At 41.4% G+C, this 22,020-nt stretch carries 25 protein-coding genes and 1 pseudogene; 19 read left to right on the forward strand and 7 right to left on the reverse strand.

Annotation, left to right across the window (positions count from 1 at the left end; all coding sequences use genetic code 11):
• The first annotated feature begins 129 nt into the window (after positions 1-129).
• From G625_RS19785 to G625_RS19795, 10 genes are all read left to right on the forward strand, one after another.
• Positions 130-1,638 carry a bifunctional metallophosphatase/5'-nucleotidase gene (locus tag G625_RS19785; protein ID WP_044932598.1) on the forward strand — a complete coding sequence of 503 codons (1,509 nt, stop codon included), beginning with the start codon at positions 130-132 and terminating at the stop codon, positions 1,636-1,638.
• A gap of 316 nt (positions 1,639-1,954) precedes the next feature.
• A complete protein-coding gene (locus G625_RS21435; protein ID WP_156885118.1) occupies positions 1,955-2,947 on the forward strand; it encodes a hypothetical protein in 993 nt (330 codons plus the stop codon).
• A 123-nt stretch (positions 2,948-3,070) separates the two neighbouring features.
• A complete protein-coding gene (locus tag G625_RS0112305) occupies positions 3,071-3,250 on the forward strand; it encodes a hypothetical protein (RefSeq protein ID WP_029201355.1) in 180 nt (59 codons plus the stop codon).
• A gap of 65 nt (positions 3,251-3,315) precedes the next feature.
• Positions 3,316-3,558 carry a DUF4368 domain-containing protein gene (locus tag G625_RS0112310; protein WP_156885119.1) on the forward strand — a complete coding sequence of 81 codons (243 nt, stop codon included), beginning with the start codon at positions 3,316-3,318 and terminating at the stop codon, positions 3,556-3,558.
• A complete protein-coding gene (locus G625_RS22480; RefSeq protein WP_156885120.1) occupies positions 3,506-3,718 on the forward strand; it encodes a hypothetical protein in 213 nt (70 codons plus the stop codon). The genes G625_RS0112310 and G625_RS22480 overlap by 53 nt, the downstream gene beginning before the upstream one ends.
• Positions 3,715-4,014: a hypothetical protein gene (locus tag G625_RS0112320; RefSeq protein ID WP_029201357.1), complete on the forward strand. Its 300-nt coding sequence runs from the start codon at positions 3,715-3,717 to the stop codon at positions 4,012-4,014. Before G625_RS22480 ends, G625_RS0112320 begins: the two co-directional genes overlap by 4 nt.
• A gap of 107 nt (positions 4,015-4,121) precedes the next feature.
• Complete coding sequence (locus G625_RS0112325; protein WP_029201358.1) at positions 4,122-4,421, forward strand: hypothetical protein; 300 nt, start codon at positions 4,122-4,124, stop codon at positions 4,419-4,421.
• Between the two features lie 64 nt (positions 4,422-4,485).
• Entirely contained in the window at positions 4,486-4,719 is a 234-nt protein-coding gene (locus G625_RS0112330; RefSeq protein ID WP_029201359.1) for a helix-turn-helix transcriptional regulator, read from the forward strand.
• Entirely contained in the window at positions 4,720-5,370 is a 651-nt protein-coding gene (locus G625_RS0112335; RefSeq protein ID WP_044932600.1) for a DNA-3-methyladenine glycosylase family protein, read from the forward strand.
• Position 5,371: 1 nt separating this feature from the next.
• Complete coding sequence (locus G625_RS19795) at positions 5,372-6,499, forward strand: DNA cytosine methyltransferase (protein WP_044932603.1); 1,128 nt, start codon at positions 5,372-5,374, stop codon at positions 6,497-6,499.
• Here G625_RS19795 and G625_RS19800 read toward each other — a convergent pair.
• Together G625_RS19800 and G625_RS0112350 are read right to left on the reverse strand one after the other, a co-directional pair.
• Positions 6,423-7,139: a hypothetical protein gene (locus tag G625_RS19800; protein WP_044932606.1), complete on the reverse strand. Its 717-nt coding sequence runs from the start codon at positions 7,137-7,139 to the stop codon at positions 6,423-6,425. The genes G625_RS19795 and G625_RS19800 overlap by 77 nt on opposite strands.
• Entirely contained in the window at positions 7,139-7,363 is a 225-nt protein-coding gene (locus tag G625_RS0112350; protein WP_029201361.1) for a helix-turn-helix domain-containing protein, read from the reverse strand. Before G625_RS0112350 ends, G625_RS19800 begins: the two co-directional genes overlap by 1 nt.
• Before the next feature lie 618 nt (positions 7,364-7,981).
• On the opposite strand from G625_RS0112350, the pseudogene G625_RS19805 reads away from it, so the two are divergent.
• Positions 7,982-8,521, forward strand: a pseudogene (locus G625_RS19805) (serine/arginine repetitive matrix protein 2); the annotation flags it as partial.
• Positions 8,522-8,867: 346 nt separating this feature from the next.
• Here G625_RS19805 and G625_RS22000 read toward each other — a convergent pair.
• Entirely contained in the window at positions 8,868-9,221 is a 354-nt protein-coding gene (locus tag G625_RS22000; protein WP_044932608.1) for a Uma2 family endonuclease, read from the reverse strand.
• A 365-nt stretch (positions 9,222-9,586) separates the two neighbouring features.
• On the opposite strand from G625_RS22000, the gene G625_RS0112380 reads away from it, so the two are divergent.
• From G625_RS0112380 to G625_RS22485, 4 genes are all read left to right on the forward strand, one after another.
• Entirely contained in the window at positions 9,587-9,901 is a 315-nt protein-coding gene (locus tag G625_RS0112380; RefSeq protein WP_029201364.1) for a helix-turn-helix domain-containing protein, read from the forward strand.
• A complete protein-coding gene (locus G625_RS19815; protein WP_044932610.1) occupies positions 9,898-11,169 on the forward strand; it encodes a type II toxin-antitoxin system HipA family toxin in 1,272 nt (423 codons plus the stop codon). Before G625_RS0112380 ends, G625_RS19815 begins: the two co-directional genes overlap by 4 nt.
• A 149-nt stretch (positions 11,170-11,318) precedes the next feature.
• Positions 11,319-11,594 (forward strand): HTH domain-containing protein, encoded by a 276-nt coding sequence (locus G625_RS0112390; protein WP_029201365.1) that lies wholly within the window; start codon positions 11,319-11,321, stop codon positions 11,592-11,594.
• A gap of 64 nt (positions 11,595-11,658) precedes the next feature.
• Complete coding sequence (locus tag G625_RS22485; protein ID WP_156885121.1) at positions 11,659-11,796, forward strand: hypothetical protein; 138 nt, start codon at positions 11,659-11,661, stop codon at positions 11,794-11,796.
• Here the strand turns inward: G625_RS22485 and G625_RS0112395 are convergent.
• From G625_RS0112395 to G625_RS0112405, 3 genes are all read right to left on the reverse strand, one after another.
• Positions 11,767-12,342 (reverse strand): Uma2 family endonuclease, encoded by a 576-nt coding sequence (locus G625_RS0112395; RefSeq protein ID WP_029201366.1) that lies wholly within the window; start codon positions 12,340-12,342, stop codon positions 11,767-11,769. The genes G625_RS22485 and G625_RS0112395 overlap by 30 nt on opposite strands.
• Before the next feature lie 146 nt (positions 12,343-12,488).
• Positions 12,489-12,794: a type II toxin-antitoxin system PemK/MazF family toxin gene (locus G625_RS0112400; RefSeq protein ID WP_029201367.1), complete on the reverse strand. Its 306-nt coding sequence runs from the start codon at positions 12,792-12,794 to the stop codon at positions 12,489-12,491.
• Complete coding sequence (locus tag G625_RS0112405; protein ID WP_242826633.1) at positions 12,794-13,084, reverse strand: AbrB/MazE/SpoVT family DNA-binding domain-containing protein; 291 nt, start codon at positions 13,082-13,084, stop codon at positions 12,794-12,796. Before G625_RS0112405 ends, G625_RS0112400 begins: the two co-directional genes overlap by 1 nt.
• A 223-nt stretch (positions 13,085-13,307) precedes the next feature.
• On the opposite strand from G625_RS0112405, the gene G625_RS0112410 reads away from it, so the two are divergent.
• Entirely contained in the window at positions 13,308-14,105 is a 798-nt protein-coding gene (locus tag G625_RS0112410) for an alpha/beta hydrolase (RefSeq protein WP_029201369.1), read from the forward strand.
• Positions 14,106-14,368: 263 nt separating this feature from the next.
• Complete coding sequence (locus G625_RS0112420) at positions 14,369-16,123, forward strand: hypothetical protein (RefSeq protein WP_029201371.1); 1,755 nt, start codon at positions 14,369-14,371, stop codon at positions 16,121-16,123.
• A 159-nt stretch (positions 16,124-16,282) separates the two neighbouring features.
• Here G625_RS0112420 and G625_RS0112425 read toward each other — a convergent pair whose 3' ends face one another.
• Positions 16,283-17,806, reverse strand: a complete 1,524-nt coding sequence (locus G625_RS0112425; protein WP_029201372.1) for a mannitol dehydrogenase family protein — start codon at positions 17,804-17,806, stop codon at positions 16,283-16,285.
• Between the two features lie 162 nt (positions 17,807-17,968).
• Here G625_RS0112425 and G625_RS0112430 point away from each other — a divergent pair, with 162 nt between their 5' ends.
• Together G625_RS0112430 and G625_RS21445 are read left to right on the forward strand one after the other, a co-directional pair.
• Positions 17,969-18,928 (forward strand): AraC family transcriptional regulator, encoded by a 960-nt coding sequence (locus G625_RS0112430; protein WP_029201373.1) that lies wholly within the window; start codon positions 17,969-17,971, stop codon positions 18,926-18,928.
• Between the two features lie 118 nt (positions 18,929-19,046).
• Complete coding sequence (locus tag G625_RS21445) at positions 19,047-21,725, forward strand: response regulator (RefSeq protein ID WP_049895889.1); 2,679 nt, start codon at positions 19,047-19,049, stop codon at positions 21,723-21,725.
• Positions 21,726-22,020: the final 295 nt, after the last annotated feature.

A 22,020-nucleotide genomic window follows, 5' to 3' on the forward strand; every position in this document is an offset into this window, starting at 1 on the left:
GGCTGTCCACAACAGCGTCTCGGATCCTTTGAAAAATATATTTTTAAATTCAGCGTTTTTAACAATATGAAATAGTAGGGGTGTGAACAGTAACTGGGTTTCCGTCCATGACAACGAAAGGTTTTATTTATGAAGAATTTGAAGAAGTTAACACTATTGCATTCAAACGACATGCATGGTGATTTCCTGGCCGAGCAGGTGGAAGAGAACCTGGTGGGAGGAGTATCCCTGTTGTCGGGATATGTCAGCAAGGTACGAAATGAGGAGGAGAATGTTCTCTACTGCATCGCCGGAGATATGTTCAGAGGTTCTGTAATTGACTCTGAGTATCATGGATTGTCAACAATACAGATCATGAACATGCTTTCACCAGATATAGTTACACTGGGAAATCATGAGGTTGATTACGGAGTTGCGCACCTTCTTTTCCTGGAAAAGTGTGCTGAGTTTCCTATAATTAACGCAAACCTTCATATCAAGACCAATTACGCCAGACTCTTTGAGCCTTGCAAGGTATTGGAAGTTGGTGGAATGAAGATTCTGTTCATAGGAATACTTACAGAGGTTGCCCTGATGCAGTGCAAGTCGGATCAGCTCATCGGTACATTCATCACCCTTGAAGATGCGGCGGAGGAAATCGGAAAAATCTGTGATTCCTACAATGCCATAGACATTGACTTCACAGTGCTGCTTACACACATTGGCTTTGATGAGGACAAAAAGCTGGCAGAAATGCTTGATCCCGCGTGGGGAGTAGACGTTATCATAGGCGGTCATTCTCATACTTTCCTGGAGGAGCCTGCTGTTGTTAACGGAATTCCTATCGTTCAGGCAGGAACAGGTACAGACCAGATCGGACGATTTGACATCCTGGTGGATACCGATGAAAACAAGATAGACAGCTACACCTGGAGGCCGGTTCCGATTAACGAGAAAACCTGTCCGAGAGATCCGGATATCGAAGACCTGATACTGAATTACAAGAACGTAACAGACGAAAAGTACGGCAGGATTCTCACAAAATTTGTAAAGAAGCTTACTCATCCATCGAGAATACAGGAGACAGAGCTTGGGGATCTTTATTCTGATATTTTAAAGGATGCTCTTGGACTTGATATCTTCCTTTTAGGCTCCGGATCTATCCGTACCGAGGAATTGGGCCCTATTGTGACTAAGGGTGATTTCGATGAGAATTATCCTTACAACAAGCCGATTTATTCCACCTATTGGACAGGAAAACAGCTTAAGCACGGACTCCTCAGGATGCTGAGAGATGAAGCACTGGAAGGTGCACATACAGAGTTCTATCAGCTTTCAAAAGGACTTGAAGTTGAATATGACCAGAAAACACATACATTCCTGAAATTCAATTTTGAAGGAGAGCCGATAGATGAGGAGCGTATCTTCACTGTGGGACTTGAGGAATTCCATTTCAGAAATACTTTAGACGGTTTTGATCTGAGTTTAGAGGAGCTTGAAAAGAATCATGCTTCTAGAGAAATTGCCACAGGAAGCGCAAAAATTCTTGAAGAGTATCTGCAAAAGGGCCAGCACCAGAATGCCAAAGGCACCGGCAGACTGATCATACATCTAAATGACGGCACCACCACAGGTGTCGCTGAACATGTAAGTGAATAATAACCTAAATATAACCGGGGACATTTCTTAATCAATAGAAATGCCCACGGTTATATTTAACTTACTCACAAAGAATATGAAGACTTTGACGAATAGTAAATATTTGAATAAAATAGTAAAAAAGCGTAAAAAATAGTAAAAATACAATAATGATAATAAAAAGACAGGACTTCTTTTCTGCAGATAAAAGGGGGTATCTTGCACCAAAACTTCCAAGATTTGATAGATTTATTGAAATATGGCGTGCAAGATGTTCCTGTTTCGCTAGTTGCAGAAGATCCTGCCACATATAATAATTAAAGGGGAGCGGATGCTTATGATTGATATTTACGTAAATGATATAAGAAATGCGTTAAAGAATCAGAGCTATTTTTCTGCTTTATCGTTGGCATTAACGCTTCCAGATGTATGTGGAATGGCTGAATTTCCGAATAAGCAAGTCGCTGAGCGTTATATTGGCTGGTATGATAAGTATATAGGGGCATTTCTAAAAAATTCAGAACCATTGGAACAGTCGCCATATCTAAGCGGCGAGATGGTGTATAATTTGCGAAATACTTATCTTCACCAAGGATCCCCTAATGTGGATGCGAGTAAGGTAAAAGAAGAAACGAATCAAGTTGATAAGTTTATCCTTACGCTTGGGGATGGAACTAAGATTCATGAGATGACTTTTTCTGTTAGTATCGGTTCCGTGGCGTTTAGAACTATTTTGGTTGATATTACTTACCTTTGCAATATCCTTTGTGATTGTGCGCTTGATTACTATAGGTCAAATTCTGAAAGATTTGGGATTGAATGCAATGTTATTCCACAACAGTACCTATATGGGAAAGATAGTCCACTTGATGATATACCAAAGGATGGAGATCCTATTGGAGAAATAATTAACAAGAAGCTGCTTGCTACAGGAAATAATGTGCAGATAGTGGGAAACTTGACAGAAAGCATGTTGAGTATTTCCGCACAGGCAATAAGAGATTCTTGGGGATCACAAAGAATTCAGCAAACTGTTGATAAAACCATAGAACAGGCAAATGATAAACCTAAGGTGACAAAGCAGGAATCGCCTCAAAAGGTTACAAAACCAACAAAGAGTAAAAAAGAATTGCAAATGCGATCTTTCTTTGGAGAGAACTTCAAGGAAAAGAAGTATAAGGATAAGAAAGAGCAAATTATAGATGCTTTCATGACATCCAAAACAAAAACACAGTTGAACAGTAAACTTACTAAGATATTTCAAGGATCTGATGTTAAGGTTATTTTAAAAAGACTTCAGCCGAAAATAAAGGATTGGTCAGGTCAATAAAAATCTCATAAAAAGAATACAATGATACCACAGATGGTGGCGATTGATTAGATTCATTCGTCCCCGTCTTTTTTTATCCCAAAATCGCCGGAAACGGCACAACAAAGAAAGGAGATTTTACAAATGGAACAGCAACAGATTTCACCCGAAAAAAAGAAGGTACTGGATAAGGTGGAGCGAGCCAATGCGGAGCTTGTCAAGATAGTGCGTGAGGAGAAAGAGCAGAGCTTCACCAGGCACAAAGTCCGTCCATGTTTTGGTATGTCGTCAAGGTGGAAAGTGAAGCGCGGACATGACAGTTAAAAACATCAGCACGCGTGCCAAGATATGTGGCAGGAGTGCCAAGTGTAAGGGCGGTCATTCTGCAGTTGAGCAACCAATATGAGCACGAAAGCATGGCTCTTGAACAGGAAATCAGCGAGCTTTCCGCATCTATTGCTAGTTACACCGACGGAACCAGTGAGGATAAGAAGTTCATGGCACTGATCAACAAGTATCAGGACTTCGAGAACCTGACTGCCGCCATGCTGAACGAGCTGGTCGATAAGATCGTGGCCTATGAACGTGACCGCAAGGGAAGCAAAGAAGGCGAAGCAAAAGGCGGAGCTTGACGCTACAAGCGCGAAGTACACCAGATCCCAGTATTATGATATGCGGCTCGTTACCAGAACAGAAGCAGATATGCCGGAAGGAATGCTCGGATATGATGCCGATGAAGTGGTCCGCAAGGTGAATGCTACGAAAGACGAGAAGGAGGCAGTGGCGATATGAGGATTATCCGGTTTCTTTTGAAGATGGTGGTCTTTCCGATTATGCTGATCGTGACTGTTATCCAGTGGTTCGGGACCTTTATCATTGGATTCTCTTCCACAGTCTTTAATGTCCTTGCCGGACTGTTCCTAATGGTGGCTGTCCTGTCGTATCTGATGGGACTGTCCGCCGGAGCTGAGGCAGTAAAGATGATTGTTGCCGGATTCATTGTATTCATGATTCCGGTCGCCGGAGAATGGATCGTGACCACCATCACTGCGCTGAACATGGGGATGCGTAATTTTATCAGGTCTTGAACCGCAAAACTTAATACGAAAAAGTATCGCTGATACTTTATGCCTGAGCCGTCCTTATTTCACAGGGGCGGCTTTCGTTTGCCAAAAAATGAAAGGACGAGTAATGTATGAGACTTACGAAATATGAGAAAGAGACGATTATCCTGACCAGTGAGGGCGATGATACGTATAGTGTCTATACGTTCAATGCCGCACTCAAAAGGCGATTGGCCGATTTCGCAAAGAAGTATCCGGAGCTCTGCCGTCTGGAGTCCGAGGATAAGAAGATCGGGTGTCAGAGCTATGTGATCAGCAAGGCAAGGCTGTCGATCAGACTGACTGCGCCTTACAGCGATGAACGGAGAAAAGCAGCTAGTATTCGGGCAAAACTAAATGGGAAAAGAAATGTATGTTATCCTGAGTCTTGAAAAAACCTTGAAAAGGCGCTATATAAACGCTATAATAACGCTATTCATATGAAAGGAGATCGCCATGGCATTTTCAAATGAGATAAAGGAAATACGTCAAAAATGTTATTTTAGCCAGCAAGCTTTTGCTGATGAAATCGGCGTGTCTTTTTCAACAGTGAATAGATGGGAAAAGGCCAAAGCTATTCCGAACTATCAAACAATGAAGAGGTTGATTGCATACTGTAAGAGCCTTGGTGTTGATTGCGATAACCTAGAGGCCCAGTGGAAAGAAAGTACCAAATACGGAGCGGATTAGATGAAAACAGGAATCATAGAGATCACCGGTTCGGAATGCGTGTATCTAAGGGAACACGATAAGAGAATAGGTTATTTGATAAACAGTATCGGCAATATAGAATACCAAGTTCATAGTGATCCGTTTTCATTTTTGGTGCATGAAATAATTGGCCAGATGATGTCTAATATCGTTGCAAATCGGATAAAGGATAAAGTTATTGATGCTTGTGGTGGGATTGTAGCACCTAAAGCAATCTTAAGGATGGGAGTAGATGGCCTTCATCAAAGTGGAGTGTCGGTGAGTAAGTCGGGATATATTTTGGGGCTTGCACAGCTTGTCGAAAATGAACCGGATTTCTTTAACCCTCTCGCATACATGTCAGATGAAGAGGCTATAGCAAAGCTAACTGCTATAAGAGGCATAGGTTCATGGACAGCAAAAATGTATTTGCTGTTTTACTTGAATCGCCCTGACATTATTCCTCTTGAAGATGCCGCTTTTAGACAAGTCTTTAGATGGCTTTATCAAATGGATGATTTATCGTCATCAAATATCGAGGAAGTATGCGTACAATGGTCGCCGTATGCTTCAACAGCAGCAAGATATTTGTATAAAGCATTGAATAGCGGCCTTACGAAAAAAGAAATAGATATAGAAGGAGCTGTGTAATATGAACAGTTATAATGTCCTAGATTTATTCTGCGGTTGCGGGGGTATGTCGTGGGGGCTTTCAAAAAAAGGGTTTAATATAATTGCAGGCATTGATATTTGGGATGTAGCACTTAAGACATATGCCCATAATCATAAAAATGCAAAGGCAATAAACATGGACATCACTGACGCCAAACCGTTAGACGTTATGCGAGAAATTGGCGTTGACCCTGAAACCGTTGATGTCATTATTGGTGGACCTCCGTGCCAAGGGTTTTCAAAAAATGTTCCTGCCTCATGGCGCTTTCTTGAAGATCCCAGAAACCAACTTTATAAAGCATACCTGCGTTTTGTAGAGGAGATAAAACCTAAAGTGGTTATTATCGAAAATGTCGCAGAAATATACAATGCTTTTAACGGAATAGTCAGAGAAGAAATAATAAATACGCTTCGGGACTGGGGATATAAGGTTGAGGTTAAGATAATTAATATGTCTTTATATGGAATCCCTCAAAAAAGAAGAAGGTGCTTCTTCTTTGCATCAAGAGTAGGATCACCTTCATTTCCTAAAGAATGTGATCATGTTTTGTCCGGATGGGATGCCATCTCTGATCTTCCAGTTGTTAATCAAGGAGAAGGCTATGATGGGATGCCATACACATTTGAGGCTGAAAATGATTATCAACGACACATGCGTAAAGACTCGCAATCATTATACAATCATGTGGCTAATATAATGAAGCCAACACAGACAGCAAGGATTTCGTCAATAGGACCGGGGCAGTCGTTAAAAGACATGCCGCCCGAATTACAAGTCAAGGGTGGATATTCAGGCGCTTATGGTAGGTTAGATTACACATCAGTTGCTCCGACTATTACAAGATGGGTTTTTCATATCGGCTCAGGAAGATTTGCCCATCCCAGAGAAATACGAGGCTTTACGATGCGTGAAGCGGCAAGAATACAATCCTTTTCCGATGACTTTCACTTCTTAGGAAGCAGAAATGAACAGGCCGGACAGATAGGGAACGCGGTTCCCCCTTACTTTATGGAGCAATTAGCTGATAATATTATTTTAGCGCTTGAAGGTAAGGGAGAAGCCTATCAACAACTTGATCTTTTCTCATACGGATTGGTTCAATCGTAAATTCCTGTGTTCCTGCAGGCAGGACAAAACTTTCAAAGAACTGGGTCTGGCCAGGATACCACCTATATACTAAAGCATTATCATCTTTGCGTACTCCTTGCAATCCGGTCTTAGTAGCATTTGTCCAGTGCCAAACCAATTCATCAGGATTATACAGTTTAAGGTCTTCTTCAAGAACTGCAAAACGACGGTTGTCGGCTGATTTAAGCAAGATCATCACGCGCTTATCAGTTACATTTTGAGCAATTGCATCCTCGTTAACTTTTAACGACCAATGCTTTATTAAAGCGGCTCCAATCTCCTGCGGATCACTGTCTCTATCAAGGTGACCAAAGCCGAGATCAGCCGCTTTTTTAAAAACATTTGCCCTTTGGATTACAAGTTCAAAAGTGCATTCTGGACGGAACGCCCACTGTATACTTTTGACAGACCAACCAATATGAGTTTTTTCATCAACAACATCATAGAGTTTTTTGGATCGGATGTTATATAAGGGGTCAATTCCATTGATGTCCTTTGCATATTCCCAGATGGCTTCTAAGATATAATCTTCGATTGCATCAATGAAAGGAATTCCAAGCGCCGTTTGAACGCCATTTTTCATTTTTAACAATTCTTCATCGGTTAGTAAGTATTGCATTAGTCGGCCTCCTCGTCTGTTTCAATAAATAATTGGTAAGGTTCAACATCAAGTGCTTCGGCAATTTTCTGTATATTGTCGATAGAAATATTTCGCCTTTCGCGTTCTAGAGCACTGATGTAAGTTCTATGTAGACCTGCGTACTCAGCGAGTTTTTCTTGGGAAATATTTTTGGACATACGACAACGCCGGACGTTAGATGCGAATACATGAATAAGATTCATGAGCATAACCTCCTCAGTAACAATTAAGCATATTTTAATCAGCGAATACAATAAGTCTACAGACAATACGTCACACGGGCTTTTATAATGAGCAAACCAAAGGCTCTCAACTGTGAAAAAGTTGAGGGTTTTTTGTTTGCCCATCAGACAGAATCGACCGCGCGGCGATTCTGTGAAAACCGAATATGACGAAAGCCAAGGCCGCCCCCTGGCTGAGTCAGATGAAGAAGCCGTTGAGACTTCGCTCCACCGCTCATTCGCGGATGGCAGCGAAACGATCAGCGGCTATTTTTATGGAAGCGTCCGGCGAACGGTTCCGAAAAAACCGGAATGACTGAAACGAGCCGTCGGGCAAACGGCGAGATTCAGGAATGCCGGAGCAAAGGGTCAAGGGGAACGCCGTTCCCTTTGGCGGAGTTAAGAGGCGGCAGTCTCTTATCTGGGTGCTGGGGCGAAGCGTCCGGCGCGGGTCGAGGGCAAGGCCCCGACCAGTTAAGTGATGGGAACCGTCACTTAGTACTGGGTATTACCTGCCGACACGGAGACCGATTTCGCTGTTTTTTTGAGGCAGGGAAAAAACATGGTTTACCAAAAATGAAGAAAGGAGCGTGATGCTTATTGAAACTGACAAGGCACAATGGCCGAGCGGGAAAAAACGGAGCTTACAATCCGAAGCACAATGACCGCCAGTTCGATGTTGCCAACAGTGACCACATCGATCAGGAACGAGCGAAGCAGAATGTCTACTGGGACTGCTATCAGGGATATCGCTTTCCAACGGATCAAGCTCAGGAAGACCAGATCACTTATTCCTTCGAGCAGATCGAGCAGGCTTTTTATTCTGAGCGTTATGACGATTTCTGTGAAGCACAGCATGAGCGGAATCGTAAGACCGGACACACTGGCCGCGACCGATCAACAAAGGATCTGTGGGAAGATAAGAAGACCTGTCCTGAAGAATCGCTTATCCAGATCGGGAAGATGGAGAAGTCAGTCTCTCCCGCTGTTCTGGCAGAGATCGCGGCCGAGTTCTTCGAAGAATTTGACCGCCGCTTCGGAAAGCACATCCACATCTTGGACTGGGCCTTGCATTTGGATGAAGCGACTCCGCACATCCATGAGCGGCATGTCTTTGATTGTGAAAACCGTTATTTAGAGACTATGCTAAGATAAAGAAAATCACAGGTGCTGTTTATGATAAAAATGAATCTGTGTGGAAATTATAATACTGAGTCTCATATCAGTCTCATCAAAATGAGACTGTGAATTAATTGAAAAATGCTGAAATGGTGGGATTTATATAGGAAAGTCTCATTGCAGTCTCACCATAGTCTCACTTAGTCTCATGTGTAAATGAGACTCAGTGAGACTTAGTTATAAAATCTATATATGAGACCTAAAACAAAACAGCAAAAAATACAAGTGCCTGTCCTAATATTGGGACAGGCCTTTTGCTAAAATTAGAATCATAAAAGGGGGAGTGCACGATTTTCGCGGCTTATCTTCATACAATCCCTTCAAAGATTGGTGCTAATCTTATTTCTAATGATGGATATGTGTGAACAGTTATCTTTTCTGTTAAAGGATAGGAGATCACTTCTGGTGCATAGTCATTTTCCAACAAGTATCTTACTACAACCTTTTTTTGAAGATCGACAACCCAGTATTCTTTGACACCTATTTCGCTATAAGTCAGCATTTTCCTTCCATAATCGTTCTTTCTTGTGGATTCGGAAGCGACTTCAGTAACAAACAAAGGGGCTGTATGTATACCATCATCTTTTATACCTTCTTTGTCACAGACCTTATTGAATATTCTGCGGCGTTGTTTCCTGATATTTTTTCTATCATATTCAATGCTCCACTTTCATATGCTCCTTTAGGTTAATTTCAAGTCAGAGAAAGTCCATGAAAAGTTCCTCTGCTTACCCATAAGAGCGTCCTACCTAGTAAGGTCATTATAGCATGTTCGTCGTGATTACTCTATTCCAGACCCTTTACATATTGTCTAAGGTTATAGTTTGAGAAAAACAAGTAATCAATTTAAGACTCAAAGGTTAATCACTCAGAAGGTTAAGATAAAGACTGTTTCTCAAGGTGATCCTTGATTAATTCCTGATCACTGTGAATGTTTAATTAATTCTGCTTTAATGACGCTTTAATGTTTGTAAATATAAACAATATAATATATAATATACATAAATACAAACATTAGGAGCGATTATGGGAAAACGAAAAGCGTTATTGTTTCCACAAACAGCAAGGAAACTACAAACTGTAGGTGAACAAATAAAACTTGCAAGGTTACGTAGACACTTCACAGCGGAAGACATTGCTCAAAAAGCCCATGTCGGAAGAACAACAGTTGTACAAATAGAAAAAGGCTCGCCATCCGTGTCAATGGGAATGTATCTTGCTGTCCTGAATGCGTTAGGGCTTCAGGATGACATTCTTTTGCTTGCCAAAGATGATGAACTTGGCAGAACTATACAGGATCTGGAGATTAAGACTCCAAGAAGGGTAAAAAATAAGCAATGAGTGGAAAAAAAGATATATTCGTATATGCAGGATGGCTCAGCAAAGAACTAATCGGTACAATTCATTGTGATGTAGCTAATGGTAACGAGATAGCATCATTTGAATATGATCGGAAATGGTTGATAGAGCATTCATCATTAATGCTTGACCCTACGATTCCACAAGTTACATATCGTTCATATTCTGCTGATAAACAATTATTTGGGGCATTTGAGGATTCCTGTCCCGACAGATGGGGACGCAAGTTGATAGACAGACGGGAAACATTGTACGCAATTAAAGAAAAAAGAGCTCCCAAGAAATTTTTTGAATCAGATTATCTTCTCGGAATCCAGGATTGTTACCGTATCGGTGGATTTAGGTATAAAACTGATTCGGATGGAGATTTTCTAAATAATGATACCCTCCCAATTCCTCCGATTACAGCCATAAGAGAACTTGAACAGATATCTCTTGGATATGAAAAAGATACTGATAATCGTTGGGTTGAACAGCTTGTTGCACCGGGTTCTTCCCTTGGTGGAGCTCGCCCTAAAGCAAACGTAGAAGATATTGACGGTTCATTATGGATAGCAAAATTTCCGTCCAAGAATGATACATATGATGTAGGAGCATGGGAGAAAACAGCAAATGACCTTGCTGCAATGTGTGGTCTAAGCATTCCCGAATGCAGACTTATGAGATTAAGTGATTTAGGAAGTACGTTTCTTTCAAAAAGATTTGACCGGGTATATACAGATGGATTTGAAAAACGTATTCATTATGCATCAGCAATGACTATGCTTGGTGCAAGGGATGGTAAAACAGACGGACTTGGATATCTTGATCTTGCAGAAATGGTAGAGCGTTTGACACTTAATACCGATAAAAATTTACATGAGTTATTCAAACATATGCTATTTGATATTGCTATAGCAAATCATGATGATCATCTAAGAAATCATGGCTTCCTGCTTCAAGGTGATACCTGGGAATTGTCTCCGGCTTTTGATATAAATCCTGCTGCTGATGAACAATTCCTTGAGATGAATATAGACACAGATAGTGGCTACAGATCTTTTGATAAGGCTATAGAGACATGTGAGTTCTATCACATCAGCAAAGATGAGGCGGTCAAAGAAGTTCGTAAATTTTCTGAGATAATATCAGGCTCATGGAAAAAAATTGCCACAAGAAATGGTATTAAAGAAAGTGAGCAAAAATATATGTCTTCAGCATTCAGGCTTGTAGAAGAAGCAAACAGAAAATATAGCGCAAAATCGGTTTAACGGACAGTTATCGAGCTATGTTCTTATGACGATGAACAAGAATGGTTTGAATTTAAAGAGAACTGGTTTCAGCCGGAAGAGCTTGGAGAATATGTTTCTGCGTTGACACATATGGCAAGGATGCTATTACCTTTAGAGAAAATTCAATTGTGGTTACGATTCCGTTTAACAGGCTTAATGAAGTTGGTAAAAAGATTGGTAAAAAAGTTGGTAATTCCGATGTGGATAGACCCATATTAAATCCCAGAAGGCAGACAATCCTGTTGGAAATCAAGCAGAATCCATATGTAACAAAACACGAGCTTTCAGAAATAATAGGTATAAGTACTACAGCCATTGATAATAATATTGCTTATTTGAGAAATAATGGTTTTATTAAGAGGGTTGGTAAAACTAAAGGCGGATATTGGGAGGTTATTGAGTAATTAAATCAGAATTAGAAATTAAAAAATATTAAATAGTAAGGAAAGTGGAAAAAGGAGTGCTATTATGACAGAACAATTCAAATGGGTAGATTATTACGAGGAGTTTGCATCAAAGCTTCTTGAGTATAGGAACAACAGAAAAGAACTTATAGATAATTATGAAGGGATTGATTCATACAATCCCTTCAAAGATTGGTGCTAATCTTATTTCTAATGATGGATATGTGTGAACAGTTATCTTTTCTGTTAAAGGATAGGAGATCACTTCTGGTGCATAGTCATTTTCCAACAAGTATCTTACTACAACCTTTTTTTGAAGATCGACAACCCAGTATTCTTTGACACCTATTTCGCTATAAGTCAGCATTTTCCTTCCATAATCGTTCTTTCTTGTGGATTCGGAAGCGACTTCAGTAACAAACAAAGGGGCTGTATGTATACCATCATCTTTTATACCTTCTTTGTCACAGACTGCCATAACATCCGGTAAGAAGAGATTTTTGGCATCTTCGCTCAGTTCGTTACAGTATAATGCGACATTCTCAGTAAAGACCTTGCATAAACCATTATTAGCTGCAATGAATTGCCTCAGCGCTGTCGCAATTTCCAATACAGCATTATTGTGTGCAGCTGATGTTCTGGCTGTTATAATAAGATTTCCATTAATGAGTTCGGCATGATCTTCTCTATTTGCTACATCTCTTATTGAATATTCTGCGGCGTTGTTTCCTGATATTTTTTCCATCATATTCAATGCTCCACTTTTATATGCTCCTTTAGGTTAATTTCAAGTCAGATAAAGTCCATGAAAAGCTCCTCCGCTTACCCATAAGAGCGTCCTACCTGGTAAGGTCATTATAGCATGTTCGTCGTGATTACTCTATTCCAGACCCTTTATACATAATCAAAGATACTCTGAATTGCATCGGTGATATCAATGATTTCCGGCATATGAACCCTGCCAATCTTTGAATACCCCCTGATATTCATATCTAATAACGACATCTTTTCACACTGAACATATCCAGTGATTTCGTCTGAACTTATCCTGATGTGTAAAGCTCCCGGCTCTCCATTCTTATATATAGGACAACCAATAATTTCACCTGTCTGATTAAAAAAATATTTGCTCACAACCAGCACCGGCATCTTGATTCTTTCGATATTTAGAATATCTCCCTGAGAAATCTCTGTCATCATTACCAAATCTCTCTTCCTACCGGTTCGCCCCAGCTATATTCTCCATCAAGGTCAAGTTTTCCTCCATATTCTGCAACTCGTTCCTCTAATGTTTTATGCCTGAAAGGCTTAACCAACATTATTACACCATTTGAAACTTTTACATCCAACATATCATCAACCGCGATATCTGCCTCTTGCAATACTTCTTTAGGAATTCTTATTCCTTGACTATTTCCCCATGTTTTTACCTGAGTCTGCATAATAAGCTTCTCCTTTCGTATAAACATCGTATATCCAAGTCTGGGCATATGCAACCTCTTTTTTCATCCCTCTTCTCCGTAACGTATATCTAATTTCCATAAGAGGCTGAAGGGATTGGTAGTATCTGCCGTGTTCCTTTTTTGCTATACTGTAAGAAAAATAAGGGGTTTTGACGAAATGTTATGATTGCAAGATGTAAAGATAGAATAGAAAGAGAATGGGTAAGCATGAATTTTGATAGTAAATAGGATAACAAGGAGGGTTTTTATAATGGCAAGTGGAAGGATGGAATTTCATGCTCAGAGTATCATGCAGCATGCGAATTTTTCGTTTGTTTTACCAAATGATGTTGAAATGGCAGAAGTCAAAGAGCCTAAGCATTATGAACGACCAACGAAAAGTCTCATGCTTTTGCATGGACTGACCGGCACGGATACAGACTGGTTGTTTGGCGGAGTAGCCCAGGAGATGGCCATACAGTATAACCTTGCTGTATTTATGCCCACAACCGGCAATTCATTTTATCTGGATAAGGGATATGTCGGCGGCAATTTCTGTCAATTTGTAGGTGAAGAGCTGCCGGATTATATCCATAAGGTATTCGGATATTTCTCGGATCGGGAGGATACCCTGATTGCGGGTTTATCAATGGGAGGCTATGGAGCAATTCATACCGCATTTGCCTATCCTGAAAGATTTTCACAGTGTATTGCCTTATCTTCGGCATTACATATAGAGGACATAGCAAAGACAGATGCTTCAGCTGCAAGCCTTATGCCGGTGGAAATGCTCACGGATGTATTCGGTGATCTATCGAAACTTATTGAATCAGATAAGAATCCAAAGGTTCAATATAAGAATCTGAAGAGAGAGGGTAAGAGAATCCCAAAACTATATATGGCCATCGGTACTGAGGATTCTCCGGAATTGTATAATGCAAATACGGATTTCAGAGACTTCCTTAAAAAGGAAAATGCCGATTTCTTCTATGAGGACGGCCCGGGAAAGCATAACTGGACATTTTGGAATGAGTATTTGAACCGTGGATTATCCCGGATGCTCGGATGATTTTATATGAGGATTGATCACAGCCTGACGAAGGAGTTCATCCATAAGGGTAAGGCCGCTGCCGGTCAGTTCCCAGCGCTGGATTTTCTCACTGGAAATTTCCTGGGTCTTCCAGGCGTTTGAGCCCCCTGGCCCGCCGACTGAACTGTTACCTGTGGATATCGATGGATATAAAGCCGGGTAAAATGTATAATTAAAGATGTCATGGCAGTTCATACAGTTCAAGTATCTTGAAGTCAATATTGTTATTACAGGGGATTGAGATGAGGAAAAGAATATTTTATGCAGCTGCAGCAGGAATTATAGTGAGTATGATGTTTGCCGCCTGTGGCAATAAAAAAATTGATGAGACTGCTTCTGATGATACCACGGAGGCGGTTGAAACAGAGGTGCAGAGTGAGGCTCCGTCAGAGGAATCAGTAAAGGAAAGTAGTGAGGGCATCGAGTCGCAGGCTGATGCGCCTGAGCAGGAGAGTATTGAAGAAAAGGCACCTTTAATACAATCAGGAGAAGCTGTGCACTATGACGGACAGGTACTTTTCCGCAACTATTCATCCCAGGCCTTAGGCTATGGCGCTATATGGGGAAAGTTCCAAAGAAATTCTACAGTATATGTTCCGGGAAGCCTCTGCACTTTTGATCCGAAGGCTCCCGAAAAAGGAATAACAACAATCTGTGAAGACAGCGGAAATGGCTGCTTGTATCTGAAAGACGGTAACATCCTGTATTCTCAGAAAGTGACTGATTCTTCATCTGAAAGTGTTGAGACGAGTCATGTTTACAAGAAAGAGCTTCCGGATGGACGGGATGAAGAAATATGCCCCGGTGAAATTAAGGGATTTTCTCCTGACGGTGAGCATTTTGTGGTGTACAGTTACACCCTTGATCCATACAGGATGCACTACTTTATTTACGAGACCGGAGACATAGATGCAGAAACCGCGCATTATGAACCTGCTGATGGTGCAGCATTCCTTGCCATGGATAAGGATAATGCTTATTTCCTGGAGAAGAAGACTGATAATGTTCATACAATAGTCCAGGTCAGCAATAAGGGAAATATCTACAGGCTTGGAGAGTGTGACTTTTCAGAGCTTGCTGAATACGGAATCTCAAATCCGGAGTTTTCGGGTAATGTTTCTACAGAAAACGGTGAGCTTTGCGCACAGTTCGATTTCTATGAAGGTACCGGGCACTTCTACTATGCAAGTGCAAAAGTAAGTGTTCCTATCTGCCGGGACACGGATACCGAAGCAGGAGAGTCTGTGCTGTATGATGCATCAGTGGAAGATGACCATTTTGAGGAAGATCCGCAGTCTGTTTTTCCTGATGAAATCAAAGATAGGATGTATGAGTACCCGAATCCGGATTCCGGAAAGGGAGTTGCCAATGTCATTCAGCACTACGAGGAAATGGATGAAGGTATCTATTATACAGAGGCACAGAGCCACAGGGATTCCTTCGAAGACGTGGGCTGGAGAGAGTACTATTGTCTCCTTAACTACTATTATTATTTCCTTCCGAAGGGCAAAAAAGAACCGGTACTTCTCCATACCATGTTTGATCCTTTAGGTAAAAAGGGAACTCTCGATAAATACGAGTACTATGAAACACAGCCGACTCTGTATGCCTATGCCGGATTCTATGAAGATAAAGATGGTAAGCTTGTCGGAGCATACTATGAAGAAATATATACCGGAGGTCCGGAAACTCCGATCGAGGAATCAAACCTGTATAATATGGCAGAGTTTTCGGATGAGTTTTATTATGAACATCTTAAGGATGATTATAGTCTGGAGGATTTCGTTGTCGGGAACCTTGATGAATTTTCTGATTACATTCACTCCTGGATACCACAGAATAGTGTGCCGGTAAGACCTGCACAGTATGACGAAAACGGGAATCTGAAATATGAACCGGAGCTCAGCATAAAAGACGGAGACAGCGTATACTTGTGCCATCTTGGATTTGATAAGGATGGAAAGATATATTACATACGTCCTGTGATCATGGATTGAAATGTATCATCTTGTAGACTGTAATGTGGTGCTGGTTAATATTAAAAACGAGTGAAAGGATAAACCATTCACTCGTTATTCCACGTCAATAACCCTTACTATATGCATGGCAAGGTATCCTATCTCCGCATCCTGATTTCGTCCCATTTCAATAAGGCATCACAGCGTCCCTATCAGCCTTCTGACGGCGCCGGTGCCTTTCGCCATTTCGGTGAAATACCGGAGTACTATGTCAGAAAGTCCTGCTTCCACCAGGTCAACTCCGAAGACAGTCTCGTTTCTGAGGAATTTCTTCAGCTTCCCGGCATCAGGCTCATCGCCGAGCTTCATTCCGGAAAGCTGCTCCTGAGATGACTCAAGAAGAGGGTCGGGAGAAGGAGTAAAAGCATTACCCTCATCATCCACTGCCATAAGATACCTTAACCATCCCGCATAAACCAAAGGAATGAACTTAAGATCGGATACCTTTAAGGTGTCAGATTTCATATAAGCCTTGACGGTTTCTCCGAAACGTATGGATAATTTCTGGGAAGTATCAGTTGCAATTCGATATGGAGTGTCGGGCAGGAACGGGTTAGGTATTCTCTCGTTGATGACTGTGTCAATGAATTCCCTTGGACTGATTATTCCCGGATCCGTAACAACAGGCAAACCCTCCCTGTAACCAACATTTTCAACCAGCTTACGAAGATCGGCATCTTTCATTTCATCGGAGATCCTGTCGTAACCCAGCAGACATCCGAACACTGCCAGAACTGTATGAAGAGGGTTGAGACAGGTGCATACCTTCATACGTTCAACCTTATCAACGGTGTCCCGATCTGTGAAGTATATACCTGCTTTCTCAAGACAAGGTCTGCCGTTTGGGAAATCATCCTCGATAACAAGATACTCACGTTCTTCGGCATTGACAAAAGGCGTATCCTGATCAAGGCCGTCATCGGACAGCAGCTTGGCTATGGATGCATCCGGTCCGGGAGTGATCTTGTCGATCATGGACCAGGGGAATGAAACCTTGGCAGAAAGCCAGTTAATAAAGCCTTTGTCGCCAAAAGCTTCTGCAAAACACAAAATGGCAGCCTTGAGTTTATCTCCGTTGTGGGAACAATTATCCATGCTGACCATGGCAAGAGGGGCAGCGTTTTTGAGATATCTTCTGTAAAGAAGAGAAGTCATACGACCCATATAAGTTTCTGTAGAGTCAGGCATTCTCTTGAGATCTGCTTCAATATCCGGAAGGAGATTGCCCTTCGGGTCTTTGATTGCATATCCCTTTTCTGTAATTGTAAATGAAACCATCTGGAGAGAAGGGGATTCAAATATTTCTTTGAGTCTGTCCTCGCTGCCATAAAGATAAACCTTTTCTGCTATGGAACCGACAACAGTTTTTTCGGTAGTTCCGTCTGCTTTTAATGTAATCTTAACTGTAAGATTATCATTCTCTTCAGTTTTTTTCTCCCTGCGATCAGCAGCGATGATGCCTTTATCGGTAAGCCCCATGTCAAGGATACGCTGACACGCGTCAGCCTGAAATGCTTTGAAGAGGTTACCTGCCCCGAAATGGATCCAGGTAGGTTTATTACATGTTTTTCTGATCATATCTTCTCTGTCGAAAGAAGGAAGACGATAGCCTCTCGCTGTCCAAAAAGATTTATCTTTCAATGCTTCATTTGTTAATTTCATGATTATCTCCAATATGTATTCGCTTGTCTTATGTCACTATATTTTAGCTTTTGATCAAATGAAAAAGAATTGCCTCGGTTGTTGCAAACATTTCCAAACTTGCGGTATACTTTGATATGAAAATCACAAAGACAGCGCTGACAGATGAGGAGAAGATATTTGATGAAAAGAAAGCTTCAGTCTATTTTTGATACACATCAAAAGATGGAATCCGATTCATTTGAGATTTACTATTACAGCGACACAAGATTTCCCAATCTGGAAAAGCATGCACATTCATTTTATGAGATATATCTGTTTGAAGAAGGTGATGTTTGTCTGGAAATAGAAAAACACATGTATGAAATGAAGCCGGGGGATATTGCGGTTGTACCGCCAAAAGTAAGACACAGGGCAGTACCGGGGGTGGACATTATTGATAAAATTAAAGATTTTGAGAACCCGGAAGCTGCGAACAGGTATAAAGCTCAGCCGTGTTCTGAAAATAAAGGTGATAATGTTTACAGAAGGTTTGTGTTTTGGATAAGAAGCTCTCTTGTTGAAGAATTGAATAAAAAGTCTCAGGCATATAATTACCTGTTTGATAAAGCATTAAAAAAAGAAGAGTATGTGCATCATTTGGATACATTGGCGCACAATAGCATTAAAAGTAAACTTATAGGGATGCTCGAGGAGCTTCATACAGAAAGATTTGGAAAAGAAGCCCAGATTGAAAATCTCCTGCAGGACTTTCTGCTGAATCTGAACCGCATTGTCTATCACGAGAATGAAAAGGCAGCGGCAAATGAAGGAGTTTCGGCATATCAGACTATAACAGACTATATATCCACACATCTGGAGGATGATCTGAGCCTTGATGCCCTGAGTGAACATTTTTATCTGAATAAGTATTATATAGCACATCTTGTTCAGGAGAACACAGGACTCTCGCTTCATCAATATATCACAAAAAAACGACTTTCAGCCTGTTGTGAGGCAGCGCGGGATGGACAACTGATCGGTGATGTGTGCGCACAGTACGGTTTTCAAAATTATTCGGGATTTTACAGGGCTTTTAAAAAGGAATATGGCATGTCACCCTCTCAGTATATTGAGAAGTATAGTTATCGCCCAACAGAATGAATAAAACAATTATATAGAAAATTAATTTTTTTATGCAGTCCGTTCCTTTCATGCTGATGGTATAATCAGAGTGATAAACGGCAAAATGATCATCCTTTTTTGAATGGAAACTATGACTATGAACACAACAGAGAAATTGAAGAAACGATTTGGAAATATGCCATTGATGGTAACCGTGATCCTGGGCGGGATAGCCTTGATCCTTATAATGGTCATAGGTGCCATGATCCTTAGCAGTGCTGCCAGAAGTGACACCGAGCGTGCAATTCATTCCGTCAGCACGCTTTATCTCGATGAGCTTGCGGGACGAAGGGAACAGGTAGTGGCTAATAATCTTCAGAACCGGATCAGGGATCTGAACGTGGCTCTCTCCCTTATGACAGAAGAGGATCTGTCCGATACAGAGCATCTTAAGGCATTTCAGGCAAAGATGAAGCGGCTGTACCATCTGGAAAAATTTGCCTTTGTGGATGATGATGGGCTCATATATACATCATTGGGAAACCAGACCAATATCGATGACTATAATTTTGATCATAAAAACATAAGTGCTCCGGAGATATCCGTACTGAACCTGAAAACCCCCGACAAAAAGGTTGTCATAGCTCTTCCTGTCAGCGGTATTACCTTTTCAGGTAAAGAGTTCCGGGTATGCTTCATGGAGATCGATATGAAGGAAATGCTTCAGGGAGCTTCCATGGGAGCTGGTATCACAGACTCCACCTTCTGCAATATCTATACGGATACGGGCGTGGCTCTGAGCAACACTGTTCTTGGAGGACTTGCCGTTGAAGATAATCTTCTCGAAGCTCTTGCAAATGCTGAATTCATAAAAGATTCCTCCTATCAGAAGGTACTTGATGATTTCAAAAATAAAGAGAGCGGAGAAGTATCCTTTTCATATAATGGTACGCCGGAGACATTAAACTATGTTAATGTAGAAGGAACCGAATGGATGCTGACCTATCTCATCAGGGAAAGCGTTATATCTTCAAAGATAAGTTCGATCTCAAACGGGATCATACAGAGAAGCATTATCCAGTCAGCATTTGCAGCAATAGTACTTATATCAATGTTTTCCTTTATCATCCTGCAGATGAGAAAGAATGCTGACCTTACTCTTGCAAAGGAGACCTCGGAGGCGGAAAACCGTGTGAAGCAGCAGGAGATGGAACACCAGCTTAAGCTTCAGGAAAAGCTTCTGGAACAACAGACCGCATTGAATGACGCACTGGCAGCAGCAGAACAGGCAAATAAAGCAAAGACAGCCTTCCTGTCCAGCATGAGTCATGAGATCAGGACGCCCATGAACGCAATTATCGGACTGGATAACATAGCCTTGAATGATCCGGAAACTCCGGAAAAGACCAGGGAATATCTTGAAAAGATAGGCACCTCTGCGGAGCATCTGCTTAACCTTATCAATGACATTCTGGATATGTCCCGCATTGAATCAGGAAGAATGGTTCTCCGAAACGAGGAATTTTCCATATCAAAGTTTATTGAAGCCATAAACACTTTCTTCAGTGGGCAGTGTTCGGATAAGGGGCTTCAGTACTCCTGTCGTATAAACGGGGAAATCGATGATTTCTATATCGGTGACAGCATGAAGCTGAAGCAGGTTCTCATCAATATTCTGGGTAATGCCGTGAAGTTTACCCCGAGTGGAGGGGCAGTAGAGCTTGGCATCCGCCGAAAAGCGCAGTATGACGGAAAAAGTACTTTGGAGTTTACAGTAAGGGATACAGGTATCGGAATAAGCGAAGAATTCATGCCTCATATTTTTGATACCTTCTCCCAGGAGGATGCCACCAGTACCAATAAATACGGTTCCTCGGGGCTTGGTCTTGCCATCACCAAGAATATCGTTGAGATGATGAACGGCAATATCCAGGTAGAAAGTGTTAAGCATGAAGGAACCACCTTTAGGATATGCGTTACACTGGAGGATTCGCCCCATAAGAAGGATGACTCTGAAACACAATATGGCTCCATGAAGGATATAAACATTCTTATCATTGACGATGACCCTGTTGACTGTGAACATGGTAAGCTTGTGCTGGAGAAAAATGGGATTTTCGCAGATACGGCTCTGTCAGGTGCCGAGGGCATAGAGAAGATAAAGCTGATGAGGGGCAGGGGCAATCCATACAGGCTTATCCTTGTTGACTGGAAAATGCCGGAGCTTGATGGTATCGAAACTACAAAACGCATAAGATCCGTCGTGGGAGATGAGGCGGCTATAATCATCCTGACTGCATATAAGTGGGATGACATTCTTGATAATGCAATGGAAAATGGAGTAGACAGCTTTATTTCAAAGCCTCTTTTTGCGTCAAATATTTCTGAAGAATTTGAAAGTGCCCTTAAGCGAAAGAATATTGTTAAAACCGAAAAGAACGGGGATAAGGATTTCACCGGAAAACGTATACTTCTTGCGGAAGACATAGAGATCAATGCTGAAATCATGAAGATGATACTTGAAGCCCGGGGCATTGAAGTGGATGTGGCAGTTAACGGAAAGGAAGCAGTGGAGATGTTTGAAAGTCATCCGGAGAATCATTATTTTGCCATACTCATGGATATGCGTATGCCTGAGATGGACGGTCTTACAGCCACGAAGGTTATCAGGAACATGGAGCGAAGCGATGCAAAGGAAATCCCTATCATTGCCCTTACGGCCAATGCTTTCGACGAAGACGTGCAGAGAAGCCTTCAGGCAGGTCTGAACGCCCATTTAACGAAACCGGTGGAGCCGGACATTCTGTTTGAGACACTGGGTTCATTTTACATGTAAAGAATTTATGTACCGGAATCACGAAAAGCGATACCGGTATATGAAAATGATCATAATTTAAGGATAAAAATAATTTCAAAAAGGGATAAAAATTATTTTTGAAAAAAGTGTTTGACATCTGTCTTGAGAGTTGATATATTATGTGAGCACTCAAGAGATGCGGAACACCAGTTCTGAATTATGAGCGCAAAGAACCTTGAAAATCAAAGATCGATTAATACACAGACCCTGAAGATTCTATAAAGAAGATTCAGAAGCGGAAGATCTTTTGAAGATCTGAAGCGAGACCAAAAAG

It is taken from the genome of Oribacterium sp. NK2B42 (assembly GCF_000424445.1).
Taxonomy (GTDB): domain Bacteria; phylum Bacillota; class Clostridia; order Lachnospirales; family Lachnospiraceae; genus Oribacterium.

Coding starts and splice junctions, on each gene's coding strand:
- G625_RS0112350 (WP_029201361.1), bottom strand. CDS start 7,363: ATGAATCTTATTCATGTATTCGCATCTAACGTCCGGCGTTGTCGTATG.
- G625_RS0112425 (WP_029201372.1), bottom strand. CDS start 17,806: ATGAAATTAACAAATGAAGCATTGAAAGATAAATCTTTTTGGACAGCG.
- G625_RS21435 (WP_156885118.1), top strand. CDS start 1,955: ATGATTGATATTTACGTAAATGATATAAGAAATGCGTTAAAGAATCAG.
- G625_RS0112395 (WP_029201366.1), bottom strand. CDS start 12,342: ATGATGGAAAAAATATCAGGAAACAACGCCGCAGAATATTCAATAAGA.
- G625_RS0112410 (WP_029201369.1), top strand. CDS start 13,308: ATGGCAAGTGGAAGGATGGAATTTCATGCTCAGAGTATCATGCAGCAT.
- G625_RS22485 (WP_156885121.1), top strand. CDS start 11,659: ATGACAGAACAATTCAAATGGGTAGATTATTACGAGGAGTTTGCATCA.
- G625_RS19800 (WP_044932606.1), bottom strand. CDS start 7,139: ATGCAATACTTACTAACCGATGAAGAATTGTTAAAAATGAAAAATGGC.
- G625_RS0112420 (WP_029201371.1), top strand. CDS start 14,369: ATGAGGAAAAGAATATTTTATGCAGCTGCAGCAGGAATTATAGTGAGT.
- G625_RS19795 (WP_044932603.1), top strand. CDS start 5,372: ATGAACAGTTATAATGTCCTAGATTTATTCTGCGGTTGCGGGGGTATG.
- G625_RS19815 (WP_044932610.1), top strand. CDS start 9,898: ATGAGTGGAAAAAAAGATATATTCGTATATGCAGGATGGCTCAGCAAA.
- G625_RS0112380 (WP_029201364.1), top strand. CDS start 9,587: ATGGGAAAACGAAAAGCGTTATTGTTTCCACAAACAGCAAGGAAACTA.
- G625_RS0112430 (WP_029201373.1), top strand. CDS start 17,969: ATGAAAAGAAAGCTTCAGTCTATTTTTGATACACATCAAAAGATGGAA.
- G625_RS0112330 (WP_029201359.1), top strand. CDS start 4,486: ATGGCATTTTCAAATGAGATAAAGGAAATACGTCAAAAATGTTATTTT.
- G625_RS0112335 (WP_044932600.1), top strand. CDS start 4,720: ATGAAAACAGGAATCATAGAGATCACCGGTTCGGAATGCGTGTATCTA.
- G625_RS19785 (WP_044932598.1), top strand. CDS start 130: ATGAAGAATTTGAAGAAGTTAACACTATTGCATTCAAACGACATGCAT.
- G625_RS0112405 (WP_242826633.1), bottom strand. CDS start 13,084: ATGCCCAGACTTGGATATACGATGTTTATACGAAAGGAGAAGCTTATT.
- G625_RS0112320 (WP_029201357.1), top strand. CDS start 3,715: ATGAGGATTATCCGGTTTCTTTTGAAGATGGTGGTCTTTCCGATTATG.
- G625_RS22480 (WP_156885120.1), top strand. CDS start 3,506: ATGAACGTGACCGCAAGGGAAGCAAAGAAGGCGAAGCAAAAGGCGGAG.
- G625_RS21445 (WP_049895889.1), top strand. CDS start 19,047: ATGAACACAACAGAGAAATTGAAGAAACGATTTGGAAATATGCCATTG.
- G625_RS0112400 (WP_029201367.1), bottom strand. CDS start 12,794: ATGATGACAGAGATTTCTCAGGGAGATATTCTAAATATCGAAAGAATC.
- G625_RS0112305 (WP_029201355.1), top strand. CDS start 3,071: ATGGAACAGCAACAGATTTCACCCGAAAAAAAGAAGGTACTGGATAAG.
- G625_RS0112325 (WP_029201358.1), top strand. CDS start 4,122: ATGAGACTTACGAAATATGAGAAAGAGACGATTATCCTGACCAGTGAG.